This is a genomic window from uncultured Flavonifractor sp., from assembly GCF_944383115.1.
Taxonomy (GTDB): domain Bacteria; phylum Bacillota; class Clostridia; order Oscillospirales; family Oscillospiraceae; genus Flavonifractor.
Map to the genome: position 1 here is coordinate 1 of NZ_CALWOJ010000021.1, position 23,780 is coordinate 23,780.

Annotated in this window: 24 protein-coding genes; 10 read left to right on the forward strand and 14 right to left on the reverse strand. The window is 59.2% G+C overall.

The features are described from left to right. The 4 genes from Q0K43_RS04130 to Q0K43_RS04145 form a co-directional block, all read right to left on the reverse strand. Positions 1 to 318, reverse strand: a 318-nt coding sequence (locus Q0K43_RS04130; protein WP_297289300.1) for a phosphate ABC transporter ATP-binding protein, incomplete at its 3' end; no start/stop codon positions are given. Positions 319 to 329: 11 nt separating this feature from the next. Further along, entirely contained in the window at positions 330 to 1,196 is an 867-nt protein-coding gene (gene pstA / locus Q0K43_RS04135; protein ID WP_297289323.1) for a phosphate ABC transporter permease PstA, read from the reverse strand. A gap of 9 nt (positions 1,197 to 1,205) precedes the next feature. Further along, positions 1,206 to 2,072, reverse strand: coding sequence for a phosphate ABC transporter permease subunit PstC (pstC, locus tag Q0K43_RS04140; protein ID WP_297289301.1), 867 nt, complete (start codon positions 2,070 to 2,072; stop codon positions 1,206 to 1,208). 86 nt (positions 2,073 to 2,158) lie between these two features. Beyond that, entirely contained in the window at positions 2,159 to 3,049 is an 891-nt protein-coding gene (locus tag Q0K43_RS04145) for a phosphate ABC transporter substrate-binding protein (protein ID WP_297289302.1), read from the reverse strand. 340 nt (positions 3,050 to 3,389) lie between these two features. Here Q0K43_RS04145 and Q0K43_RS04150 point away from each other — a divergent pair, with 340 nt between their 5' ends. The 3 genes from Q0K43_RS04150 (at position 3,390) to Q0K43_RS04160 (ending at position 6,311) form a co-directional block, all read left to right on the forward strand. Continuing rightward, on the forward strand, positions 3,390 to 3,962 hold the full coding sequence (locus tag Q0K43_RS04150) for an inorganic diphosphatase (RefSeq protein ID WP_297289303.1): 573 nt from the start codon (positions 3,390 to 3,392) through the stop codon (positions 3,960 to 3,962). Between the two features lie 139 nt (positions 3,963 to 4,101). Then, positions 4,102 to 5,271, forward strand: coding sequence for a UDP-galactopyranose mutase (gene glf, locus Q0K43_RS04155; protein WP_297289304.1), 1,170 nt, complete (start codon positions 4,102 to 4,104; stop codon positions 5,269 to 5,271). Positions 5,272 to 5,282: 11 nt separating this feature from the next. Continuing rightward, a complete protein-coding gene (locus tag Q0K43_RS04160; RefSeq protein ID WP_297289305.1) occupies positions 5,283 to 6,311 on the forward strand; it encodes a glycosyltransferase family 2 protein in 1,029 nt (342 codons plus the stop codon). A gap of 126 nt (positions 6,312 to 6,437) precedes the next feature. Here the strand turns inward: Q0K43_RS04160 and Q0K43_RS04165 are convergent, their stop codons facing one another. From Q0K43_RS04165 to Q0K43_RS04205, 9 genes are all read right to left on the reverse strand, one after another. Further along, the gene (locus tag Q0K43_RS04165; protein WP_297289306.1) at positions 6,438 to 6,884 is read right to left on the reverse strand and encodes a YhcH/YjgK/YiaL family protein; all 447 of its coding nucleotides are present in this window, start codon (positions 6,882 to 6,884) and stop codon (positions 6,438 to 6,440) included. Positions 6,885 to 6,896: 12 nt separating this feature from the next. Continuing rightward, positions 6,897 to 7,919 (reverse strand): sugar kinase, encoded by a 1,023-nt coding sequence (locus tag Q0K43_RS04170; RefSeq protein WP_297289307.1) that lies wholly within the window; start codon positions 7,917 to 7,919, stop codon positions 6,897 to 6,899. Between the two features lie 26 nt (positions 7,920 to 7,945). Further along, a complete protein-coding gene (locus tag Q0K43_RS04175; RefSeq protein ID WP_297289308.1) occupies positions 7,946 to 8,596 on the reverse strand; it encodes a class II aldolase/adducin family protein in 651 nt (216 codons plus the stop codon). A gap of 36 nt (positions 8,597 to 8,632) precedes the next feature. Then, positions 8,633 to 9,310, reverse strand: coding sequence for a bifunctional 4-hydroxy-2-oxoglutarate aldolase/2-dehydro-3-deoxy-phosphogluconate aldolase (locus Q0K43_RS04180; protein ID WP_297289309.1), 678 nt, complete (start codon positions 9,308 to 9,310; stop codon positions 8,633 to 8,635). A gap of 17 nt (positions 9,311 to 9,327) precedes the next feature. Beyond that, on the reverse strand, positions 9,328 to 10,608 hold the full coding sequence (locus tag Q0K43_RS04185) for a TRAP transporter large permease (protein ID WP_297289310.1): 1,281 nt from the start codon (positions 10,606 to 10,608) through the stop codon (positions 9,328 to 9,330). Continuing rightward, entirely contained in the window at positions 10,605 to 11,084 is a 480-nt protein-coding gene (locus Q0K43_RS04190) for a TRAP transporter small permease (RefSeq protein ID WP_297289311.1), read from the reverse strand. Before Q0K43_RS04190 ends, Q0K43_RS04185 begins: the two co-directional genes overlap by 4 nt. 15 nt (positions 11,085 to 11,099) lie before the next feature. Beyond that, on the reverse strand, positions 11,100 to 12,134 hold the full coding sequence (locus Q0K43_RS04195) for a TRAP transporter substrate-binding protein (RefSeq protein WP_297289312.1): 1,035 nt from the start codon (positions 12,132 to 12,134) through the stop codon (positions 11,100 to 11,102). 155 nt (positions 12,135 to 12,289) lie between these two features. Next, complete coding sequence (locus tag Q0K43_RS04200) at positions 12,290 to 13,006, reverse strand: FadR/GntR family transcriptional regulator (protein WP_297289313.1); 717 nt, start codon at positions 13,004 to 13,006, stop codon at positions 12,290 to 12,292. Between the two features lie 114 nt (positions 13,007 to 13,120). Continuing rightward, positions 13,121 to 13,831, reverse strand: coding sequence for a DUF554 domain-containing protein (locus Q0K43_RS04205; protein ID WP_297289314.1), 711 nt, complete (start codon positions 13,829 to 13,831; stop codon positions 13,121 to 13,123). 150 nt (positions 13,832 to 13,981) lie between these two features. On the opposite strand from Q0K43_RS04205, the gene Q0K43_RS04210 reads away from it, so the two are divergent. Beyond that, positions 13,982 to 15,511, forward strand: a complete 1,530-nt coding sequence (locus tag Q0K43_RS04210; RefSeq protein ID WP_297289315.1) for a putative polysaccharide biosynthesis protein — start codon at positions 13,982 to 13,984, stop codon at positions 15,509 to 15,511. 3 nt (positions 15,512 to 15,514) lie between these two features. Here Q0K43_RS04210 and Q0K43_RS04215 read toward each other — a convergent pair whose 3' ends face one another. After that, positions 15,515 to 16,453, reverse strand: a complete 939-nt coding sequence (locus tag Q0K43_RS04215; RefSeq protein WP_297289316.1) for a CPBP family intramembrane glutamic endopeptidase — start codon at positions 16,451 to 16,453, stop codon at positions 15,515 to 15,517. 200 nt (positions 16,454 to 16,653) lie between these two features. Here Q0K43_RS04215 and Q0K43_RS04220 point away from each other — a divergent pair, with 200 nt between their 5' ends. From Q0K43_RS04220 to Q0K43_RS04245, 6 genes are all read left to right on the forward strand, one after another. After that, complete coding sequence (locus Q0K43_RS04220; RefSeq protein ID WP_297289317.1) at positions 16,654 to 18,954, forward strand: vitamin B12-dependent ribonucleotide reductase; 2,301 nt, start codon at positions 16,654 to 16,656, stop codon at positions 18,952 to 18,954. Positions 18,955 to 19,091: 137 nt separating this feature from the next. Continuing rightward, positions 19,092 to 20,063, forward strand: coding sequence for a choloylglycine hydrolase (gene bsh, locus Q0K43_RS04225; protein ID WP_297289318.1), 972 nt, complete (start codon positions 19,092 to 19,094; stop codon positions 20,061 to 20,063). Between the two features lie 301 nt (positions 20,064 to 20,364). Next, positions 20,365 to 21,141 (forward strand): enoyl-CoA hydratase-related protein, encoded by a 777-nt coding sequence (locus Q0K43_RS04230; RefSeq protein WP_297289319.1) that lies wholly within the window; start codon positions 20,365 to 20,367, stop codon positions 21,139 to 21,141. Between the two features lie 74 nt (positions 21,142 to 21,215). Beyond that, positions 21,216 to 22,067, forward strand: coding sequence for a 3-hydroxybutyryl-CoA dehydrogenase (locus tag Q0K43_RS04235; RefSeq protein WP_297289320.1), 852 nt, complete (start codon positions 21,216 to 21,218; stop codon positions 22,065 to 22,067). Between the two features lie 97 nt (positions 22,068 to 22,164). Next, positions 22,165 to 23,328 carry an acyl-CoA dehydrogenase gene (locus Q0K43_RS04240; protein ID WP_297289321.1) on the forward strand — a complete coding sequence of 388 codons (1,164 nt, stop codon included), beginning with the start codon at positions 22,165 to 22,167 and terminating at the stop codon, positions 23,326 to 23,328. A gap of 24 nt (positions 23,329 to 23,352) precedes the next feature. Then, positions 23,353 to 23,780, forward strand: a 428-nt coding sequence (locus Q0K43_RS04245) for an electron transfer flavoprotein subunit beta/FixA family protein (RefSeq protein WP_297289322.1), incomplete at its 3' end; no start/stop codon positions are given.

Sequence of the window (23,780 nt, forward strand, 5' to 3'; positions counted from 1 at the left end):
GTTGTCGTAGATGGACATGGGGAAGGGGTTGGGCTTCTGGAACACCATGCCGATCTGCTTGCGCAGCCAGGTCACGTCCACCTTGGAGTCGTAGATCTCCTGGCCCCGGTACTGCACGCTGCCGGTGATCTTGATGCCGGGCACCAGGTCGTTCATCCGGTCCAGGGTCTTGAGGAAGGTGGACTTGCCGCAGCCCGAGGGGCCGATGAGCGCGGTGACCTGCTTCTCCGGAATGTCCACGCAGACGTCTTTCAGGGCCTGGGTCTGGCCGTACCAGAGGTTGAGGCTCTTGGCAGACAAGATAATATTTTCATCCATACGGGATCTCCTTACTTTTTCTTCAGTTTCTTGCCCACCAGCTTGGCGCTCAGATTGATGAATAGCGTGAGCAGCATCAGGATGGCGGCAATGGCAAAGGCCACGTCAAACTCGGCTCGCTCCTTGGCGTACACATACAGAGCCACGGTGAGGGAGGCGCCGGAAGAGTGGATAAAGTGATCGAAGGAGGCAAAAAAGTCATTGAGGGCCATACCCATGCCGGCGGTAAAGAGCAGGGCGGCGGACTCGCCCACAATGCGGCCCACGGACAGAATACAGCCGGTGACGATGCCGTCCACCGAGGAGGGCAGCACCACTGTGCGGATCATCCGAAATTTGCCGGCGCCCAGGCCCAGAGCGGCCTCCCGGTAGGACTGGGGTACTGTTTTGAGGGCCTCCTGGGTGGTGCGGACAATGGTGGGCAGGGTCATGATGACCAGGGTGAGGGAGCCGGCCAGCAGGGAGGCCTTCAAGCCCAGGAACTGGCAGAAAAACAGCATACCCACCAGGCCGAAGATGATGGAGGGGATACCGGTGAGGGTCTCGGTGGCAAATTCCAGGATTCCCACCAGACGGCGGTTGGAGGCATACTCGGTCAGGTAGATGGCCGCCCCCACGCCCAGGGGCAGGATGAAGATCAAAGTTACCACGACGATATACACGGTGTTTAAAATGTTGGGAAGAATACCGATCGTATCTTTGATATAGCTGCTCTCGCTGGACAGGAACTCCCAGGAGATGTGAGGCAGGCCCTTGACAAAGATATAGCCGATGATGAACACCAGCAGCGCGCAGGTCAGGACAGCGCAGAAGTAGAGCAGGAAGCGGAGGGTGCGGTCATAGGCCTTCCGCTTTCCGGAAAGAGGTTTCATTTCGATCACAGTATATCACCCCTTCTTCCGTTTGAGAAGTGTGTTGAGGATCACATTGATGAGCATGATGAAGAGGAACAGTACCAGCGCGATGGAGAACAGAGCCTGGCGCTGGAGGCCGGAGGCGTAGGACATCTCGCTGGCCACGGCGGTGGTGAGGAAGCGGACGGAGGAGAAGAGGGAGGGCATATTGGCCACGTTGCCCGCCACCATGATGACGGCCATGGCCTCGCCGATGGCACGGCCGATGCCCAGCACGATGGAGGCGGCAATGCCGCTGGAGGCGGCGGGGACGCTCACCCGGAACACCGTCTCGATATGGGTGGCGCCCAGAGCCAGGGAGGCCTCCTCGTACTCCTTGGGAACCGCCTTCAGGGCGGTCTCGGACACCGAGATGATGGAGGGCAGGATCATGACGGCCAGTACGATGATGGCGCAGAACAGGCTGGCGCCGTCAGGCAGGTTGAACAGCTCCCGGACGGCGGGAACCAGCACCATCATACCGATGAGACCGTAGACCACCGAGGGGATGCCCGCCAGCAGGTCCACTGCGGTACGCACGGCGGTGGCCAGCTTGGGCGGGGCGATTTTGGCCAGGAACACCGCCGTCATAAAGCCCACCGGGACGCCCAGCACAATGGCGCCGGCGGTGCCGTAGATGGAGGTCAGGATGAAGGGGAGGATACCGAAGGAGGGCTCCGATGCAGTGGAGGCCCACTTGGTTCCGAAGAGAAACTCCACCAGCCCGATCTCCTTGATGGCGGGCAGGCCGGAGACGATCAGATAAATGCTGATAAACAGGACGAAGACGACCGCAATGAAACCGCAGAGGAAGAACAGCAGGTTCATGGTCACTTCCAGCGGTCGGAGCTTTTGTTTCATGGTGAATGACCGGCCTTTCGTAAAGAGTTGTAATCATAGCGATTGCCCCCTCGTGACCGAGGGGGCAATCCGGGAAGCGGGCGATCTTATTCGGCCACAGGCACCGCGCCGGCGCCGGCGATGAGGTCGGCGGCATCAGCGGAGGTAGCCCACTCGATGAAGGCCTGAGCCGCGTCGGAGAGTTCGGCGCTGTCGCTGACGATGAAGTTGAAGTTACGCTGAATGGCGTAGCTGCCGTCCAGAACGGTCTCCTCAGAGGGAGCCACACCGCCCACGGTGATGGCCTTTACGGTGTCATCCACAGCAGACAGGGAGGCGTAGCCGATGGCGTTGGGGTTGGAAGCCACGTTGGCGATCACTTCGCCGGTGGAGGTCAGCTCGTTCTGGTACTTGCAGTTATCGGTGGTGCCGGTGATGGACTCAAAGCCGTCCCGGGTGCCGGAACCGGCCTCACGGCCGATGAACACGACCTGGGCGTCGTTGCCGCCAACCTCGGACCAGTTGGTGATCTCACCGGTGGCCAGCTGAGCGATCTGCTCCACGCTCAGGTCAGCCACGGGGTTCTCGGGGTTGATGATGATGGCGATGCCGTCCTTGGCCACGGTGATGGCCTTCACGCCGGTCTCATCATCCTTCAGGTCGCGGCTGGCCAGACCGATGTCGGCGGTGCCGTCCTGAGCGGAGGTGATGCCGGCGCCGGAACCGGAACCGGTGTACTGAACCTGGATGCCGGGCTGGACCTCACGGAAGGCCTCGGTCAGGGAGCCCATCACGCTCTCCATGGAGGTGGAGCCGTTGGTGACCACGGTGCCGGTCAGCTCAGTGGTGTTGTCGGGAGTCTCGGACTCAGTCACAGCGGGGCTGTTGGTGTTGCCGGCGGGGCTGTTGGCGCTGCCGGCATCGCCGCCGCCGCAGCCGGCCAGCATACCCACGCACAGAGCGGCGGAAAGCATCAGCGCAAGCGTTCTCTTTTTCATGGTGTTCAATCTCCAATCATGCAATGTATTCTTGGTGTCTCGGAACAAGTTACAGTATATCGGCCCATTGTAAAGTTGTCCTTCAAAGAATTGTAAAGAATGGGTAAAGTCCCTCTCTCCCAAGAGATGGGCGACTTTACATTTCAGCATGTCCCATTTTACAAAGAAGATACAGTTCGTTCCGAAAAAAGGAAAGAAAAAACCAAAAGGCGGAAAATTGCATGGATCAATATATTGTATTATGTTTCAAGGAAAGCTATAATAACAATGGTGAAAAACGCGCCTTTCCACCTGTGTCAGGCAATCGCCAAGCTGATGATCATATAAAGGAGATACTGAGATGTCGAATATCTGGCATGATATAAGCCCCAGCCGGATCCAGCCCGAGGACTTTGTGGCGGTGATCGAGATCCCCAAGGGCAGCAAGAAAAAGTATGAATTGGATAAGGAGACCGGCCTCATCATTCTGGACCGGGTGCTGCATACCTCCACCCACTATCCCGCCAACTATGGATTCATCCCCCGCACTTACGGCGACGACGGCGATCCTCTGGACGTGCTGGTCCTCTGCTCTGAGGCCATGGACCCTCTGACCCTGGTGCGCTGTTATCCTGTGGGCTATATTTCCATGCTGGACGGCGGCAAGAACGATGAGAAGATCATTGCCATTCCGTTCTCCGACCCCACTTATAACACTTATCAGGACCTGATGGATCTGCCCGGCCATATTTTTGACGAGATGGCCCATTTCTTTACTGTCTACAAGGCTCTGGAAGGCAAAGAGGCGGTTGCCGGCGACGTGAACGACCGGAAGGCCGCCATTCGGGTGATCCAGCACGCGATGGGCCACTATGCCGAATGCTTTTTGGGCGGAGCCGCTCCCAGGGTGGATCACCGGCATTCGGACCGGTAAACGGCGTTAAGGAAATCTTAATTGATTTTTTCCACCCTTTTTTCCAGTTCTGTGTTAAAATCGTACTGGCCCGCGTCAGAGAGAGGGCGCGGGGCGTGCATCCTTCCGTATGAAATCAGACAAAGAGAGGACGGTTCCTATGGAGCATCCATTTGACTGCCTGGTCATCGGCGCCGGCATGGCGGGCGCCATCTGCGCCCGGGAGCTGGCCGAGCGGGGCGGGAAGAAGGTGCTGGTGCTGGAGCGCCGGGACCATGTGGGCGGCAACGCCTACGACTGCTTTGATCAGGCTGGCATCCTCATTCATCAATATGGGCCCCACATTTTTCACACAAACGATCAGCGGGTGTTTGAATTCCTCTCCCGCTTTACCCAGTGGAGAAATTATCAGCATCAGGTGGTGGCCAACATCCCGGCGGGCGAGGGACGGCAGGAGATGCCGGTGCCCTTCAACCTGATCTCTATGGAGATCGCTTTCGGCAGGGAGAAGGCGGGCAGACTGGCCCAAAAGCTCATTGCCGCCTACGGGGCGGAAAAGAAGGTCACCATTCTGGAGCTGAGGCAGAACCCGGACCCCGAAATTGCCGCCCTGGCCGACTATGTGTACGAGCATGTCTTTGTCCACTACACCATGAAGCAGTGGGGGCAGCGGCCGGAGGAGATCGACCCCAACACCACCGCCCGGGTGCCGGTATTTCTTTCGGAGGACAGCCGGTATTTTCAGGATACCTATCAGGGGATGCCCAAGGAGGGTTACACCCCCATGTTTGAGCGGATGCTGGACCATCCCGACATCAAGGTGGAGCTGAACGCCGAGGCCGGAGAACGCCTGACTCTGGCCGATGGGCAGGTGCTGCTGGACGGGGCGCCCTTTAACGGCACGGTGATCTACACCGGCGCGGCGGACGAGCTGTTTGGCTGCAAGTACGGCCGGCTGCCTTACCGCACGCTGAACTTTGTCTTTGAGACCCATCCGGTGGATTACTGGCAGAGCCACGGCACGGTGAATTACACCGTGGATCAGGACTATACCCGCATCACCGAGTTCAAGTATCTCACCGGCCAGGATCTGCCCGGGGTGACCACCGTCATGAAGGAGTACTCCAGCGCCTATACCGGGAAGCCGGGGGAGATCCCCTACTACGCCATTATCAACGAGGACAACAACGCCCTCTACGCCAGGTACAAGGCGGAAGCCGACCGCTTCCCCCGGTTCCACCTGCTGGGCCGGCTGGCGGAATATAAATATTACAACATGGACGCCATTGCCGCCCGGGCCCTGGCGCTGTGTGACGATCTGTTGAAGTGAGGAACGTACATATGTCAAAACTCATTACATTCGCGGTACCCTGCTACAATTCCGCCGCCTACATGGAGCATTGTGTGGAGACCCTGCTCACCGGCGGAGAGGACATTGAGATCATTCTGGTGGACGACGGCTCCACCAAAGACGACACCCCCGCCATCTGCGACCGTTACGCCGCCCAGTACCCCGACATCGTCAAGGCCATCCACCAGGAAAACGGTGGCCATGGCGAGGGCGTCAACCAGGGCATCCGCAACGCCACCGGCTTTTACTTTAAGGTAGTGGACTCCGACGACTGGCTGGACGAGGCCGCCCTCCAGAAGGCCCTGGAGAAGCTGCGGAAGTTCGCCAAAATGGAGAAGCCGGTGGACATGTTTGTGGCTAACTACGTCTACGAGCATGTGGAGGACAACACCCAGAAGGTGGTGCGCTACACCAACGTGTTCCCCCAGAACAAGATCTTCTCCTGGAGCAAGGTGGGCCGGTTCCGCCCCTCCCAGTTCCTGCTGATGCACAGCGTGATCTACCGCACCCAGCTGCTGCGGGACTGCGGGCTGGAGCTGCCTAAGCACACCTTCTATGTGGACAACATCTTTGTCTACCAGCCCCTGCCCTATGTGAAGCGGATCTATTACATGGACATCGACCTGTACCGCTACTTCATCGGCCGGGCCGACCAGAGCGTCAATGAGCAGGTGATGGTGGGCCGGGTGGACCAGCAGCTGCGGGTCAATAAAATCATGATCGACAGCCACGACCTGCGCAAGCTCCACGCCCAGCAGCCCAGACTGGCCCGGTACATGAGCAGCTACCTTTCCATGATGATGACCATCTCCTCCATCTTCCTCATTCTGGACGGCTCCCCCGAGGCACTGGGCAAAAAGACCGAGCTGTGGGAGTACCTCCGCAGCAAGGACGTGGGGCTGTACCACAAGTACAAGTACCGCTCCCTGTCCTTTGTGGGCAACATCCCCGGCTATCAGGGCCGGAAGCTGTCGGTGAAGCTGTACCGGCTGGCCCGGAAGATCTACAAATTCAACTGAGCATAAAAAAGCAGGACGCGTGCGCGTCCTGTAGGTTCCATTGAGAAACCCGGCTGCGCGGTAAGCGCAACCGGGTTTCTTACATGTCTATGCAGGAACGGTGCGAAAGCGGGGGGAGGCCGTTCCTTATAATTGGACCTTTGCGATGAGCTTGGTCAGCTCCTGGGGCTGGCCGATGGCGATACAAGGCATATGGGCATCCTCCGGGAAGGTGATCATGAAGTAGCCTTCAGCCAATGTGATGGGATCGGAGGGACCTGCTAGCTTCACCATATCCTTGTCCTCGTCGTAGCCGATCTGCTCCAGCTGATGGATGTTTGCATAGCCGATCTGCTCCCGGCCTTTGGCCACATAATGGATATCCGCGTAGCGCCGATGGGCTTCCAGGGAACACTCCTCCAAAGGCTTGGTTTTCATAGGCCGCACTTTTACAAAGACCCGGTCGCCGTCCAGGATGATATCCTCCCGTTTGGCGTTGCAGGGCTGGTAGCCGGCCAAAAAGTCCAGGGCCTGACGGAACCCGTCCCCCAGGAAAGCGTATGCTGCCCGGTTTTCAATTCGGTCAATAATCATCGTCTCAACTCCTTATCGCTGTACCCGGCCGGAGACGTTTCCGTTCATCAGCGCGTACACCTCGGGCAGGTTGGAGAGATTAAAGTCGCCCAGAATTGTCTGCTTCAGGGCGGAGGCGGCTGTGGCGAACTCGCCGGCCTTTTCCAGAGAGAAATCATTTAAAAGGGCGTAGATCAGCGCCGCGGCAAAGGATGCGCCGCCGCCGCCCCGGTCCACCAGGCGGATGTCGTACTTTCTGCTCCGATAGAAATGCTCGCCGTCAAATACCAGGGAGGACCAGCCGTTATCGGAAGCGGAGTAGCTCTCCCGCAGCGTGGAGGCGATGTAACGGAAGTGAAAAGCGTCCCGCAGCTTCAGGAAGGTCTGACGATAGCCCTCGATGTCCAGTTTGCCGCTGTTGACGTCGGTGTTGTCCGGCTTGAAGCCCAGCACTTTTTCCGCATCCTCCTCGTTGCCGATGCACACGTCCACATATTGCATCAGAGGGCGCATGATCTGCTGGGCCTTTTCCGGGGTCCAGAGCTTGCTGCGGTAGTTCAGATCCACGCTTACGGTAACATTGTGCTTTTTGGCGCACTTGAGGGCGGCTGCCGTCAGTTCCGCGGCGTTGTCGCTGATGGCAGGCGTGATGCCCGCCACATGGAACCAGTCGGCGTCGGAGAAGATGGCGTCGAAATCGAAGTCCTCCGGAACCGCCTCGGCCATTGAGGAGTGTCTCCGGTCGTAGAGGACGTTGGAAGGACGCATGGATACGCCGCTTTCGTAGAAGTTCAAGCCCATGCGCTCCCCGCCCCTGGCGATGTACCGGGTATCCACGCCCTGCTCCCGCAGCTTGTTGACGGCAATATCCCCCAAGGGATTTTGGGGCAGTTTGGTCACATACGCGCTGTTGAGTCCGAACCGGGCCAGGGAGACTGCCACGATGGATTCATCTCCACCGTAAAAGGCCTCATATTCCGTGGCCTGCTCAAAGCGCAGATTTCCTTTCGGCATGAAACGAATCATCATTTCGCCCAAAGTAACTACTTTCTTCATAAGAACTCCTTCAGTCAACGTAAGCGTTAGGTTTTTCCGTAGGCATAAAGATAGTAATTACGCCCGGCCGTGACCCACGGCTCCTCCACCGGGTGATAGCCGCTGCCTTTGACGGCCAGGTAGATGCGGGCGGATTTTTCCACCACCTGACAGCACACTTTTGCTTCGTCCAGAGAGCGGCCGCAGCAGATGGCGCCGTGGTTGCGGATCAAAAGAGCATTCTTGTCTCCCAGCGTACGGACCACTTCGTCGCCCAGTTCTTTGTGCTGTTCAGAGGGGACGAACCGGGACGTTACGGGGACAGCGCCGCCGATGAGTTGACACATCTCTTCCGAGAGGGGCGGGATGCCGCCATCCAGGGTCGACACACCCATCGCGCAGGCGGAATGGGTGTGGATAATGGCCCGGATGTCCGGGCGGCTTGCCAAAATGCCGCGGTGCAGCTCCCGCTCGCTGGTGGGCAGCCGGCTGCCGGAGAGAATGTCGCCGTTCAGACCCATCACGATCAGATCCTCCGGCTTCATCTCCTCATAAGGGACTTTGGACGGTGTGATCAGCATACGATCGTCGTCCAGGCGCAGGCTGATGTTGCCCCAGGTGCCGAAGGTGAGGCCCTCCCGTACCATCCACAGGCAGGCGTCAATGACGGCTGTTCTTGCTTGTACAGAATCATTCATGGGCGATCAACTCCCTGTATGAAGTGCGGCCGGGCTTTAGGGGACGATAAAGCCCTCTTTTTTGGCGTCCGCAATCACGGACACGAAGCGGCGGACCTGCTGCGTGATCCATTGCAGTCCCTCTTCCCGGATATGGGCCTCGTCCATGAAAACCCGTGCGCCGGATACCGCGCAGGCCCCGCAGCGGATAAAATCAGCCGCATTGTCCAGATTGATGCCGCCGGAGGGGATCAGATTGACTTCCGGGAAAACCATGCGCAGGTTGGTCATGTACTTGGCGCCGCCCAGCGCGCCGGGGAAGATCTTGACCATGCTGGCGCCTGCCTGCATGGCCTGAAACACCTCGGTCGCGCTGAATGCGCCGGAGTACACCGGGGCGTTATAGCGGTTGGCCACGTTGATCACATCAGGAATGACGCAGGGATTGACGATGCAGGAGCCGCCGTGCATCAGAACCTCCCGGGCAGAGGCGGCATCCAGAACCGTGCCGGCGGCTACCAGCAGCTTGTCCCCAAAATGAGAGGAGATGGCTTCGATTGCCTCCAAAACGCCCGGCGTGGTCATAGTGACTTCCAGGATCCTGGCGCCGCCGTCGTACATGGCCTGGGCATAGGAAATAAAGTCGCTCTTTTCGTGCAGCTTAATGCAGGGCAGAATGCCGCAGGCCTTCGTCTGGGCAATGACAAACTCTTTTCGGGTCATATTGTCAGTCATAATCCTTCTCCTTTGCGCTACCCCAGGATAGCATTGGGGATACATGTGATGATCTGCGGGAAGATGGTCAACAGGGTGACCAGGAGGTAGAAACCGATGAAGAATGGGACGCACTCTTTGAACACCTTTTGGGTCGGGGCCCTGGCCAGGCCGGAAATGATGTACACCATACTGCCTACCGGGGGAGTAATCAGGCCGATCATACAGTTGAGGATCAGGATCACGCCGAAGGCGCTGGGGTCCATACCGCAGGCGGTGACCACGGGGATCACCATAGGCGCAAAGAGAGTGATATTGACGATGGGGTCGGAGAGACAGCCCACCAGGAAGAAGAAGACGTTGATGATAATGAGCAGGACGATGGGGTTGCTGCTCAGGGACAGCATGTGGGTGGAGAACAGCGACGGGATATTCTCTTTTGCCAGCACATGGCTGAAGCATGCGCCGCCCACAAAGAAGATGAGAGTAACGCCGCAGTTGCAAAATACGTTCTTTACCGCCTGCCACAGCGCCTGGAGGCCCAGCGTGCGATATACCACAGCGCCCAGAAACGCGGCGTACAATACGGTGATGACCGCGCCTTCGGAGATGGTGACGATGCCGGTGGAGATGGTGGTGAGCAGCACCACCGGGGTCAGGATAGGCAGGATGCCCCGACGAAAAGCTCTGGCCAGGCTGGCCCGGGTGGGGCGCTTCTCCATTGGATAGCCACGCCGAATACTGATCCAGGCGATGTATCCGCTCATAAAGACCGCCATCAGGATGCCGGGAATGATTCCGCCCAGGAGCATCTTGCCCACGGAGGCGCTGCTGACCACCATTGCATAGACCACCACAGGGATACTGGGCGGGATGATGGGGCCGATACAGCTGGAAGCCGCGGTGCAGGCCGCGTTGAAGGGCTTGTCAAAGCCGCGGTTGACCATAGAGCGATAGCACAGGTAGCCAATACCGCCAGCGTCGGCGGCAGCGGAACCGGACATGCCGGCAAACACTACGCTGGTCAGGACGTTGGTATGGCCCAGGCCGCCAGGGATCCATCCCACCGGATCGTTGCACAGGTCAAACATCCGGTCGGCCACGGTGGAGGAATTCATCACCTCTGCGGTAAGCATGAACATGGGAATGGCGATGAGCGTAAAGCTGTCCAGAGAGGAGAACATCTCCATCGAGAAAAAGGACAGGGGCTGGCCGGACAACAGAGCATAGACCACCGACGAGGAGATCATGGCGAATCCGATGGGCATTCCCACCAGAAACAGTACGATAAAAGCCACCACGAAAATAATAAATATCATGTGCTTTCCCCCTCGTTGCGGCCCTGAAGCAGGCAGACGGCGTTTCCAACGGCATGGAACATGGTCAGCACGCAGAAGATGGGCATGATGGTAAACAGGACCTTTAAAGACAGATGGAGCGTGGGTGTGGTGATCTGATACTGGATGGCATCCAAAGAGGGAGGCAGCAAGGCCAGAGCGGTAATGCAGATCAGGATCTGCAGGATGCTCTTCCAGATACATTGCACCTTAGGGGACTGCTTTGTGATCAGAAAGTCAATAGCCACATGGCTGTTCTTTTCCGTTGCATAGCAGACGGAGAGAAAACCGATCCAGATCAGCATCAGGTTTGTAACCTCTTCCACCCATTTGATGGGCTGATTGAACAGGTAGCGCATGACGATGCCATAAAGGATGATAAGGAACATCATACAGATCATGACAGTCCCGATGATCGCCTCCAACGCGGCGATCTTATCGTTGATCTTCCGTAACATGACGTTACACTCCAATCACTGCAGCGCCTGGATTTCCTGGTAGATCTCCTCCCACTCGGGATAGTTTTTGAAGACTTCGGGCAGCCGGTCGATAAACAGCTGCTTGTCCACTTCCACCAGTTCCAGCTTGCCGTCGCCCTGGGTGGTCAGGCGATTGATGGACTCCTCTTCGCCGGTCTCGTTGGCCTCTTCGATGTAGCTGCCCACCTGCTCAAAGGCTTCCAGCACCAGAGCCCGATCCTCTTCGCTCAGAGAGTCAAAGCAATCGTTGGACATGATCCAGTATTCGGTTGCCAGCATGTGGTCGGTTTTGATCAGGTAATTGGTCACCTCGGCGAAGTTCATGCTTTCGATCTGGGAGAGCGGGTTCTCGGTGGCCTGTACCACGTTGGTCTGGAGGCTCATATACACGTCGCCGATGGGCAGCGGGGTGCCGACGGCGCCCAGAATGGTGGCGGCCTCAGGATAGGGGGAGATGTTGACGGTACGCATCTTCAGGTTGGCAAACTCCTCGGGAGTGGAGGCCTTCTTGATGGAGACCACTTCCCGGAAACCAAAGTGGTTGGTCTCGATGATGTGGCAGCCCATCGCCTCTTCGATTTTGCCGTTGATCTCGTCCTTAATGGGACTTTCGGTAAACAGGTGCCAGTGATCGTAGTCCCGGAACAGGTACGGGCCCTGAAGCGCGCTGGCCTCGGGCACATAGTCGGCGTTGTAGCTGGTGTGGAACACATCCAGGGTGTTCATGCGTACGCCCTTGATGCAGTTCTCCTGGTCGCCGTAGGTGCCGTTGGGATAAATGTTCAAGCTGATGCGCCCGTCGGTCTGCTCCTTCAGGAAGGTATTGGCAGCTTCCAGGGCAAGGTGATGGGCATCTTCGGTGGTGTACATATGGGCGACTTCAATGACAATGGGGTCGGTTTGCTGCGAAGGTTCGGTCCCAGGCGCGGGAGAAGTGCCGCCGCTGCCGGGCGCGGGCTGACCACAGCCAGCCAGCAGAAGGGTTACAGAGAGGAGAGCGATTCCCATTTTAAAAAGATTTCGTTTCATTGTTCGTACTCCTTCCGAAAGATTACTTGTAGTACAGTTGTACAGGTAACACAATTATAGTATCGGCATAACCCGTTGTCAGTAGCAATATGGAGTAAAATAAACGGGCGTCTGCGAGCTTTCAATCGCAGACGCCCGTAAATATGTGAAATGTGTCAGGAGAGGGTCTCCGGCTGCTGAAAAGAGGAATCGTAGGAGGAGCGGTTCAGATGCTCCATCATTTTTTTCTCCGCGGCTCTGGGGTCGCCGCTTTTAATGGCTTCAATGATCTGCCTGTGCATGGACAGGCTCTCTTCCAACGCGCCCGGGGTATCGTACCCCCGGTCGAAAAGCATTTTCAACGCGTCGGACAAGGATTTCAAAAACTCGGAAAACAAAATATTGTTGCTGGCTTCCGCAATATAAGTATGGAACAGCAGGTCGTATTGGATCCAGTTTTCTTTGTCAGCTTTGTGCTGTTCCATGAGGGCCACCGCCTCTTGGAGCCGCTCAATCTGTTCCGGAGTGGCGCGCACCGCGGCGTAGCCGCAGGCGGAGACTTCCAGCGCCTTTCGGATTTCATAGATCTGCTCCAGAGAGAACCCGTTCATGATGGTCAGCCGGTTGATCATATCCTGGAGGGAATTCACATTGGGACGCACGATCCGGGCGCCCTCGCCGTTTTTCAGCTCCACCAGTCCCCGCTCTTTCAAAATTTTCAGTGACTCCCGCACAATGTTCCTGCTCACGCCAAAATTTTCGGCCAGCATTGCTTCCGAGGGCAGCCGGTCGCCCACTTTTAACGTATCGTCCAGGATCATCTGCTCCAGGGTATCTGCAATGGTCTCATATAAATTGTTCTTTTTCGCCTCTTCCACGTTCAGACGTTTCAAGATGGGCCTCCAATCAACCAACTACAGTAAAATAGTGGAATTGTTCTTTGGTAACTGATTTTACTCCCGGATTGATGCTCTGTCAAGCAATGTGCGCCGCCTGTTTTGCGCCCTTCAGCCCATAAGACCTGCCAGCCAGTCCCGGATGGGAATGTAGGCCAGGGGCAGGAAGATGGCGGGCAGCATGTTGCCTACCCGCAGCTTCTCCTTGGGCAGGCCCAGCATATTGATACCGATACCCACAATGATGGTGCCGCCCACGGCGCTCATCTCATTGACGATGGCGGGATCGATCTGCTGGCCCACCAGGCCGAAAATCAGCGTCATACCCCCCTCGTATACCAGGATGGGCAGGGTGGAGAAGGCCACGCCGATGCCCATAGCAGCGGAGAAGGTGATGGCGGTGACGCCGTCCATCACGGACTTGGAGATCAGAATATCGTAATTGCCGTTCATGCCCGCTTCCATGGCCCCGTTGATGGCCATAGCCCCCACGCAGAAGAGGACGGAGGCGGTGACAAAGCCCTCCACAAACCGGCTGTTTTCGTCCTTGCGGAGCAGCTTGCGCTGGAGCAGCCCTCCCACGCCGTCCATCCGGCCCTCGATGTTGATGCCCTCTCCGATCAAAGTACCGATCACCATACACACAATGACGCACAGGGTATCCGCCGTACTGATCATGCCGGTAATACCAATGCCCATGGTACACAGGCCCAGGGCAAAGGTGATGCCAGAGGCAAACCGGGTGCTGATGCGGTTTTTGAACAGAAGGCCCAGAATGCTGCCCAGCAGGATCAGGACCACATTGATAATGGTGGCAATCATAGGGATTCCTCGCTTTTATACGGCAACTCGCTAAAATATACGGTTCTATGATAAAACTTCTGCCGCCATTTGTCAAAAGGTTTCTGGACGTATGCCGGACAGCCCAGGGGAATAGAGTGGAAGTGGACCATTGAAAGGGAGGTGGATCCGTTGAAACTCGACCGGACATCCATGCTCTACGGCACCCTGCTGCTTACCGGCACCGGGATTGCCGGGCAGTTTTTGGGGTTTGTCTACCGCATTTTGCTCTCCCGGCTCATCGGCGCGGAGGTCATGGGCCTCTATCAGCTCATTATGCCGGTATATTCCGTGCTTCTGTCTCTGACGGCGGTGGGACTGACGGCGGCAGTATCCAATCTGTCCGCCGGGTACTATGCAAGGGGGGAGCGGGGAGCGGCCAGACAGGTACTCCGCCGGTGCCTGCTGGGCTTTCTTGCCCTTTTTGGGGTGCTGGCCGCCGTCACCGCCCTGCTGTACGACCCTATTTCGGTCTATCTGTTGGGGGACGCCCGCACCCAGATGGGGCTGTTGCTGCTGTTGCCCTGCATCCTGCTTACCGGTGTGGAAAACCTGCATAAGCATTTCTTCTATGGTACCGGTGCCATCCGGCCCCCGGCAGCGGTGGAGCTGTGCGAGCAGGTGATCCGGGCGGGCGCGGTACTGGGGCTGCTCATCCTCTTCCTGCCCCAGAATCCGGAGCGTACCGTGGCCCTCATCGTGCTGGGTATGATCGTATGCGAACTGTTTTCTTCCATGACCCTGATGCTGCTGGCCCGCCGCCGGCTGGCCGGGGAGAAGCTGCGGGAGCCGGGGGCCTCCCGGCGCATGAACCGGCAGATCCTGGCCATCGCCCTGCCGGTGGGCTTTACCAGCCTGCTGGGTAATTTGATGGGTTCGGCCAACGCGGTCCTCATTCCCCAGCGGCTGGTGGCCGCCGGGGCGGAGGTGAGCCGGGCCATGGAGGAGTTCGGCGTGCTGTGCGGCATGACCATGCCCATGCTCTGCCTGCCCACCGCCTTCATCGGGGCGCTGGGCCTGGTGCTGATGCCCAAGCTGGCCCAGGGCGCAGCCCTGGGCAACAGCCCGCTGATCCGACGGCGGATCGACCGGTCCATGCTGGCAACCTCGGTGCTGATGTTTCCGGCTATGGCCCTGCTGGTGGTGTTGGGCCCCACGCTGGGCCAACTGCTGTTCCAGGAGGAGGGGGTTGGACAGCATCTGCTCCCCCTGTCGGTGGGAGTGCTGCTCTCCTGCTGGCAGGCGGTGCTGGGCTGCGCCCTCAACGGACTGGGGAAACAGCGGGCGGCCGCCCGCAGTTCCATCCTGTCCGGGGCATTGCAGCTGGGCTGCACTTATGTGCTGCTGGGAATTCCCGGCGTGGGGGTGGGGGGCTATTCGGTGGGAGTAGTGGCCTCCTCCGCCCTGGGCGCCCTGCTCAACTGGCGGCAGGTGCGGCGGACGGCGGGGCTGAAACCCCATCTGTTTGATTGGGTGGTGGCGCCGGGGCTGGCCGCCCTGCTGATGGGCCTGACCTGCAACCTGCTGTTCCAGGTGCTGCTGAACAGCGGCGTGGGCCAGTTCACCGCCATCGGGTCCTGCGCCCTCTTTGGCGCAGTGCTTTACCTGGCAGCCCTCCAGGCACAGGGAGTGGGGCTGCGCCGCCTTTTCCGCCTGAGATGACGGTTATACCAGGTAGCTGGCCGTTAAAAGCAAGGCCAGCAGGAGGAAGAAGAGTACCCCGGGATTGAGGAAAAAAAGACGCCACTTCCAACGCTCGGGCAGGGGGACGATGCCCGGGGCCAGGCAGACCTTCCGCCGCCCGGCGGCCAAAAAGGCCACGGCAGCCCCCATGGAACCCAGCACCAACAGGGTAATGAGGTGCTGCCCGGTCTGGCCCAGCAGGTTTAGCAGCGGTACGAGACCAACCGAGGTGAAGTTGACCAGGGCGTGGATCAGGATGGACTGCCACAGACAGCCGGTTCGCAGCACCTCATAGGCCAGGATCGCCCCCACCGCAAACGCATAAAAGAATTGGTTCAGATTGCCGTGAAACAGCCCGAAGCAAAGGGCAGAAGCCAGGATGGCAAATCTGTCCCCGTAGGGCCGCAGCCGGTCCAGAAGCAGCTTTCGGAACAGAAATTCTTCCGATACAGGCGCGATGACGCAGCCCAGGAGCAGATTCAGGACAATAGGGTAGGCAGCCAGATTGTCCACCGGGTTGGTTACCCCAGCTCCCCGCAAGGCTCCGATCAGCCGGGTAAGCATCAGGGTGAGAAAATTGGCCAGGTACACCAGCCCCAACGCGGTCACATAGGCCTTGCCCAGGTTCAGAGGCCCCATGGGCCTGACAGGCCGAACCCTGGGGACGGGCATCCCCCGCAGGGCCAGACAAAAAGCGGGTACCCCTACGCCGTAGGCCGAACCCACCGACAAACACCAGCGGAATGCCGGGTCATGCAGCAGAGCAGGAGAGAGGCGGAACACCAGGAAACCGACCAGCATCTGGACGGCCAGCATGGCCGCCATCTGGGCAAACAGCGCCCAGCCCAGCCGGGACAACCAGAGACGATGGGGGCGCAGCAGAGCGGAGCGGTTGTGTTGATCCGGGTACAATTCCGTCACCTCGCACAAAAAATCTTCCCTTTTTCGCGGCCCAAAGCCGGGCGGAGTTGACTTCCTGCTTCGGGCGCAAGGGTTTCAGGCTGTATTATAGCAGGAATGGTGGATAAGGGCAAGAAACAAACACTATATTGACATGAACGTTTTTCATGATACAATATCTTGTGTTCACAAAAGTAAACCACTCAGAGGAGAGATGAGATATGCCCATTTCTGAAAACGCCAAGGCGGTACTGGAGCGGCGCTACCTGGCCCGGGACGAGGAGGGGAACCCCACCGAGACGGTGGACGGGTTGTTCCGGCGGGTCGCCAATGCCATTGCTGAGGGCGACCGCCATTTCGATCCCAAGGCTGATGTAGTGGCCACGGCGGCGGAATTCTATGAGATGATGACCAATCTGGACTTCCTGCCCAACTCCCCCACCCTGATGAACGCCGGCCGGCCCCTGGGGCAGCTGTCGGCTTGTTTTGTGCTGCCCGTGGCCGACTCTATGGAGGACATCTTCGACGCCATCAAGAACGCCGCCCTGATCCACAAGAGCGGCGGCGGTACCGGGTTCTCATTCTCCCGCCTGCGGCCCAAGGGTTCCACCGTCAACTCCACCGGCGGCGTGGCCAGCGGCCCCATCTCCTTTATGAAGGTATTCAACGCCGCCACCGAGGCGGTGAAGCAGGGCGGTACCCGCCGGGGGGCCAACATGGGCATCCTCCGGGTGGATCACCCCGACATTATGGACTTTATTACCTGCAAGAACGATACCTCCGAGATCACCAACTTCAACATCTCCGTGGGCATCACCGAGGCCTTTATGGAGGCGGTGAGCGCCGACGGCATGTACGATCTGGTGGACCCCGCCACCGGTCGGGTGACCGGCCAGCTGAAGGCCAAGGAGGTTTTTGACACCATCGTCACCTCCGCCTGGCAGACCGGCGAGCCGGGCATCATCTTCCTGGATCGCCTCAACCGGGACAACGCGGTGCCCGGTCAGGGAGAGATCGAGTCCACCAATCCCTGCGGCGAGCAGCCCCTGCTGCCCTATGAGAGCTGCAACCTGGGTTCCATCAACCTGGTCAACCACATCACCAAGACGGTGGCCGGCTGGGTGCTGGACCGGGCCAAGCTGGAAAAAACCATCCGCACCGCCGTCCACTTCCTGGATAACGTCATCGAGGTCAACCAGTACCCCCTGCCTGAGATCGATCAGATGACCCGCTCCACCCGCAAGATCGGCCTGGGCGTCATGGGCTTTGCCGATATGCTCCTCTATATGGGCGTACCCTACAACAGCGAGGAGGGCGTGGCCCTGGCCGCTGAGATTATGGACACGGTGAACACCATTGGCCACCAGGAGAGCCAGCGGCTGGCCGAGACCCGGGGCGCCTTCCCTCTCTTTGCTGAGAGCATCTACAAGGAGGACAAGCCCATCCGCAACGCCACCGTCACCACCATCGCGCCCACCGGAACCCTGTCCATCATTGCCGGGGTGAGCAGCGGCGTAGAGCCGGTGTTTGCCTACGCCTATATCCGCAACGTCATGGACAACACCCACCTCATCGAGACCAACCAGATCCTGAAGGACAAGCTGGTGGAGGCGGGCATCTACTCCGAGGAGCTGATGCGCAAGATCGTGGAGCAGGGTTCCCTGGCCCATGTGGACGGCATCCCCGAGGACATCAAGCGGGTCTTTGTGTGCGCCCACGACGTGTCCCCCATCTGGCATGTGCGGATGCAGGCCGCCTTCCAGCAGTATACTGACAACGCCGTCAGCAAGACGGTGAATTTCCCCAATTCCGCTACCAAGGCCGAGGTGGCTGAGGTCTACCGCCTGGCCTACACCCTGGGCTGCAAGGGCACCACCATCTACCGGGACGGCAGCCGCAATGAGCAGGTACTCAACATCGGCAAGGTCAACGACGGCAAGGAACCCGCCCCTGCCGGCCGGGTGTGCGAGGAGTGCCAGATCCCCCAGGAGGAGTACGGCCACATCCTGCCCCGGCCCCGTCCTGCCGTTACCACCGGCTTTACCGAGAAGGTGCGCATTGGCTGCGGCAACCTCTATATTACCGTCAACTATGACGAGAACGGCATCTGCGAGGTGTTCACCAACACCGGGCGGGCCGGCGGCTGCCCCAGCCAGTCTGAGGCCACCGCCCGGCTGGTCAGCGTGGGCATCCGCTCCGGCATGGACCCCAAGGAGATCATTCAGCAGCTCAAGGGCATCCGCTGCCCCTCCTGCCTGCGGCAGCCCGGCGTGCCGGTGATGAGCTGCCCCGACGCCATTGCCAAGGCCCTGGAGAAGGTACTCAAGGTGTCTCAGAACGGCAGCCACGAGCCTGTCCCCGCCCCCATCAGTCCGGCGGCCAAAGCGGCCCCCATCCCCCGGCCCGGCATGACCCCCGCCGAGGCCAAACTGGCCAAGTTCTGCCCCGAGTGCGGGGCAAAGCTGGAGCATGAGGGCGGCTGCGTCACCTGCCGGGACTGCGGCTACTCCAAGTGCGGCTGAACCAAGGCAAGGGCCTGTCGCGTTTCCCCGCGGCAGGCCTTTTTCCAAAGCAGGGGGATAGCTGACGGCGGCAGCAGTCACACTAATAAGAGCGTGGATGAAATCCGCTTACGTTATGCTTACAGGAGGCGTCAGCTATGTGTACCAGTTTGACCTTTACTACCGCCGATCCCTACTTTGGCCGCAACCTGGACCTGGAGTATCACTTCGGCCAGCAGGTGGTCATTACCCCCCGCAATTATCCCTTTACCTTTAAAGCCATGCCCGCTCTGGAGACGCACTATGCCATCATCGGCATGGCCACTGTGGCGGAGGGCTATCCCCTCTACGCCGAGGCAGTCAACGAGAAGGGCCTCTATCTGGCCGGTCTCAACTTCCCGGGCAACGCCTGCTATCCCTGCGGCCCGGAGGACGGCACTCCCGCCGCTCCCTATGAGCTGATCCCCTGGCTGCTGGGCAGCTGCGACAGCGTGGATCAGGCGGAGGAAAAGCTGCGGTCCGTTCGGATTCTGGACACCCCCTTTGCCCCCAATGTGCCCAACGCTCCCCTCCACTGGCACCTGTCCGATGGAAAGCGGACTCTGGTGGCGGAGCCTATGGCTGACGGACTGCGGCTGTTTGAGGACCCGGTAGGCGTGCTGACCAATAACCCCGCCTTCGACTTTCACCTGGCCAACCTGAACCAGTACCTGGGCCTGTCCGCCGCTCAGCCGGAAAACCGCTTTGGCGGGCCGGGGCTGCGCCCCTTCGGCCAGGGTATGGGCGCTCTGGGCCTGCCGGGGGACTGGTCCCCCGCCTCCCGCTTTGTCCGGGCTGCCTTCCTCAAATGGAACAGCGCCTGCGAGCCGGACGAGGCCTCCAGCGTCAGCCAGTTCTTTCACATCCTGGACGCCGTGGCCATGCCCCGGGGAGCTGTGCGTACCCCGGAAGGGAAGTGGGACATCACCGACTACTCCTGCTGTGTCAACGGCCGTACAGGCACCTATTATTACAAGACCTACGACAACAGCCAGATCACCGCGGTTGCCATGGACGAGGCCGCCCGGGAAGGTTCGAAGCTGCTTTGCAGGCCTTTGGTGACCGGCCAGCAGTTTCGTACAGAGCCTTGAGCCCTCCGCCGGGGCGTACCGTCCCGGCCTTTATACATATTGCCCAAAAGCCTTGGTTTCCTGCCGGGCGGAACGGGGCGAAAAGGGGTACAAAACCATGCAGTTTGCCGATTCGTCCGAGAGTTAAGGCGGCTTTTTAGAACGGGATTGTGCATATTGGCTATAATCATTGATAAAAAAATAACGAATTTCTCTTGCATTTTACTTGCCTGTTGGGCGGCGGTGCGTTATACTTATTAGGTGGGAACTTGTTAAAAATATAACAATTCTAGTTAGGTTACAGGACAAGGAGGCAGAACAAATGGGTTTTGTGAAGCTGGGAAAGCAGGGCCATGTCGGCGTGGTGACCATTGACCGGCAGGAGGCGCTGAACGCGCTGAACAGCCAGGTTCTGAGCGATCTGGACGCGGTCATCGACCAGGTGGCTGCCGACGACGAGATCTATGTGATGATCCTCACCGGCGCGGGCCGTTCCTTTGTGGCGGGCGCTGACATCGGCGAGATGAAGAACTTCTCTTCCATCGACGGCAAGAAGTTCGGCGTCCACGGCGGCGGTGTGTTCCTGAAGCTGGAGAATATGGCCAAGCCGGTCATTGCCGCCATCAACGGATTTGCCCTGGGCGGCGGCTGCGAGCTGAGCATGGCTTGTGATATCCGTCTGGCCAGTGAGAAGGCCAAGTTCGGTCAGCCCGAGGTGGGCCTGGGCATTACCCCCGGTTTCGCCGGCACTCAGCGGCTGCCCCGCATCGTGGGCATCTCCAAGGCCATGGAGCTGATCCTGACCGCTAAGGTGATCGGGGCTGCCGAGGCCAAGGCCATCGGCCTGGTCAGCGAGGTCTATCCCCCCGAGGAGCTGATGGACAAGGCCATGGAGCTGGCCAACGCCATCTGCGCCAACGCTCAGATCGCCGTGCAGGAGTCCAAGCGCTGCATCCGCATGGGCATGCAGACCGACATCGCCACCGGTTCCGCTTTTGAGGCCGAGGCCTTCGGCGTTTGCTGCGGCACCGCCGACAAGGACGAAGGCATGGGCGCGTTCCTGGAGAAGCGCGCGGAAAAACACTTCCAGAACAAGTAAGCATCCATCTGTCTGAACTGGTTTGATACATCTTTTATTATAAATTGAAATAGATTGAAAAGAGGTTTTCTGCTATGAAGAAGATCGTTGTCATCGGTGGCGGCACCATGGGTCTGGATATTGCCCAGGTTTTTGCCAAGAAGGACTTTGACGTTGTGGTCCGCGATATCAACGACGACATCATCAAGGCTTCCGAGGCCCGCCTGAACAAGAGCCTGGACAAGCTGGTGGCCAAGGGCAAGATGGACGAGGCCAAGAAGGCCGACATCCTGGCCCACATGAGCTTTACCACCGATCTGAAGGCTGCTGCCGACGCCGACCTGGTGGTTGAGGCCGCCATCGAGAACCTGGACATCAAGAAGAGCATCTTTGCCGAGCTGGACAGCATCTGCAAGCCCGAGACCATCCTGGCCTCCAACACCTCTTCTATCTCCATCACCGCCATCGCCGCCGCCACCAAGCGGGCCGACAAGTTCATCGGTATGCACTTCTTCAACCCCGCTACCGTCATGAAGCTGGTGGAGGTGATCCGCGGCGCTCACACCTCCGACGAGACCTTCAAGACCATCAGCGACCTGTCTGTGGAGATCGGCAAGGAGCCCGTCGAGGTCAACGAGGCCCCCGGCTTCGTGGTCAACAAGATCCTGATCCCCATGATCAACGAGGGCATCGATCTGGTGTACACCGGTGTTGCTTCCGTTGAGGGCGTTGATACCGCTATGAAGCTGGGCGCCAATCATCCCATGGGCCCCCTGGCTCTGGGCGATCTGGTGGGCCTGGACGTGTGCCTGGCCATCATGGACACCCTGTACAATGAGACCCACGATCCCAAGTATCGTGCCTCCCTGCTGCTGCGGAAGATGGTCCGCGCCGGCAAGCTGGGCCGTAAGACCGGCATCGGTTTCTACGACTACACCAAGAAGTAATATCTGCGTCCCAACAACGCGCGAAGCGACGACGGGCGGGAGCCCAAAACACTCCCGCCCGCCGTTGTGAAATATATATCTAGGAGGAAGGCAACAAATGGATCTGCACCTTTCCAAAGAGCAGGAAATGCTCCGCAAGATGTACCGTGACTTTGCCGAAAACGAAGTCAAGCCCCTGGCTGAGTGGGTGGACGAGAACGAAGCGTTCCCCGAGGAGACCGTCAAGAAGATGGCCAAGCTGGGCATGATGGGCATCTATTTCCCCAAGGAGTATGGCGGCGCCGGCGCGGACGTTCTGTCCTACGTCATGGCCGTCGAGGAGATGAGCAAGGTCTGTGGTACCACCGGCGTTATCATCTCCGCTCACACCTCCCTGTGCTGCGCTCCCATCTATGAGAACGGCACCGAGGAGCAGAAGATGAAGTATCTGCCCAAGCTGTGCTCCGGCGAGTGGATCGGCGCCTTCGGTCTGACCGAGCCCGGCGCCGGCACCGACGCCCAGGGCCAGCAGACCACCGCCGTGCTGGACGAGAAGGGCGAGAACTGGATCCTCAACGGCTCCAAGATCTTCATCACCAACGCCGGCTACGCCAACGTGTTCGTGATCTTCGCCATCACCGGCATCTCCACCGACAAGCGCGGCCGCAAGAAGAAGGAAATCTCCGCCTTCATCGTGGAGCGCACCGATCCCGGCTTCTCCGTGGGCAAGCACGAGAAGAAGATGGGCATCAAGGGCTCCTCCACCTGCGAGCTGATCATGGAGGACTGCGTGATCCCCGCCGACCGTCTGCTGGGCAAGCAGGGCAAGGGCTTCGGCATCGCCATGAAGACCCTGGACGGCGGCCGTATCGGCATCGCCTCCCAGGCTCTGGGTCTGGCCGAGGGCGCCATTGAGGAGACCATCAAGTACACCAAGGAGCGCGTTCAGTTCGGCCGCCGCATTTCCCAGTTCCAGAACACCCAGTTCCAGCTGGCCGACATGCATGCCCGGACCGAGGCCGCCAAGTGGCTGGTCTACTCCGCCGCTATGAAGAAGCAGAACCATGAGCCCTACACCGTGGACGCTGCTATGGCCAAGCTGTTTGCCGCTGAGACCGCCAGCGACGTAACCCGCCGCTGCGTGCAGCTGTTCGGCGGCTACGGCTACACCCGCGAGTACCCCGTGGAGCGCATGATGCGCGACGCCAAGATCACCGAGATCTACGAGGGCACCAGCGAGGTCCAGCGGATGGTCATTTCTGCCAACCTGGGCGTGAACTAAAGGAACTGGAGGGAAAATTACGATATGAAATGCATCGTTTGTGTCAAGCAGGTACCTGATACCTCCGGTGTGGTGGCGGTGAAGGAAGACGGCACCATGGACCGTGCCGCAATGGCCACCATCACCAACCACGACGACCTGGCTGCTGTTGAGGCCGCTCTGCGCATCAAGGACGCTACCGGCTGCAAGGTGGTAGTGGTCTCCATGGGCCCCCCGCCCGCCGAAGGCATGCTCCGGGAGCTGCTGGCTATGGGCTGCGACGAGGCCGTGCTGGTTTCCGCCCGTGAGTTCGGCGGTTCCGATACTTACGCCACTTCTCAGATCCTGGCTGCCGCCATCAAGAAGATCGGCATCGAGGATGACGACATCGTGTTCTGCGGCCGTCAGGCCATCGACGGCGACACCGCTCAGGTGGGTCCCCAGATCGCCGAGAAGCTGCACCTGCCCCAGGT